This is a genomic window from Pseudomonas sp. 18058, assembly GCF_902706155.1.
Lineage (GTDB): Bacteria > Pseudomonadota > Gammaproteobacteria > Pseudomonadales > Pseudomonadaceae > Aquipseudomonas > Aquipseudomonas rustica.
In genome coordinates this window covers 1-1,197 of the sequence record NZ_CACSJY010000118.1, presented here as the reverse complement: position 1 = coordinate 1,197, position 1,197 = coordinate 1, and the positions used below count along the sequence as shown (strand labels likewise).

The 1,197-nt window shown below is 57.1% G+C and carries 1 protein-coding gene; it reads right to left on the bottom strand.

What is annotated here, in order from left to right; translation table 11 throughout:
• Positions 1-84: 84 nt before the first annotated feature.
• On the bottom strand, positions 85-1,197 hold a 1,113-nt coding region (locus GVL50_RS28415), incomplete at its 5' end, for a tail fiber domain-containing protein (RefSeq protein ID WP_159815845.1).

Below are 1,197 nucleotides of genomic sequence, written 5' to 3'. Positions count from 1 at the left end.
CGGGCGAGAACGTCACGGTCTTTTTCGGTGATGGTCATATTTTCCTCCAGACAAAAAAATACCGCTCAATGGCGGCGTCTTGGATTAAGCGGCAGCTTCTAGTGCCGCAAGCCTGGCTTCGAAACCGGCCGCGATGAATGCGAGAAGACCATCCGCGCGGAACGAATACCGGTCGCCGGCCGCGACGAGCACTTCAGACCAGGCTTCGGATTTCAACTCGCCTTGCTCATATGTGATATCGCGCGACTTGGGGTCGGTGTGCTGCAGTTGCTCGTACTCCGCCGGGTGTTCTTTTGTTTCTTGCTCCCATGCGTCGTGGCAGATGAACGAGTACCTCATCGGCTCAAGGCCGTGGGACACCATCACATCCATGGCGCGCTGTACCGTCATACCGCAGTGCTCGCGAGCCGCCTCACCCTTTTCCTCTACTGCACTGAGGAATTGATAAAACCCGATTTCCTTAGCCATGGCTTTGGCCGCAGCTATCTCATTGTCAGTCATGCCGCGAACAGGAGTTTTCTCCCGGGCATCGGATGTGCTGATAGCGCCAGAAGATAGGAATGCGGTCGTGTAACGTAGAGAGGCACTACCGACCGAATACGCAGCATCTTGCCCTGGCTGCGTCACGCCACCCGAGCCAATAAATAAACGGCGAGTCCCGCCTGTCCAAAATTCAATTCCGCCCGAAGAGTCGTTGCGTAAAACCGCCAAGCCGGTGGAGTCCAAATACGTAATGAGCGTGCCCGCTACTTGAGTATTCTGGATATCGAACCGCGCCCAGCTGTTTAAGATCGGTGCACCTTTAAGCAGCAGTGAGGAGCCAAATTGCGCTCCGTTCGCAGCGGTTGGCGCGATTGTCAGAGGCGTTGTCGCGGACGTGCAGCCATCAATACGCGGCACTGAGATTGACGTAGGAACTGTCAACGCGCCAGCGTAGCTGTAACTCATCGCCGGCCCTTGCGCCGAGTTGTCGGAATTGACCGATTGCCAGGTGAACCCACCTGCGCCCTGCCCCCGGTTACAGATAAAATTCATGGCGCCGGACAGAGGCGCCCCGCCGGTGTTCCAGCCCAAATAGCCGCCTTGAACGCTGTATCCGCCTGCCGCAGCCAGGAGGACAACCCCGCCAAATTTGGGATACAGCGTACCGGCATTAAATCCAAGATTTTCGAGGGCATTGCCCGCAGTGGTGGCGCC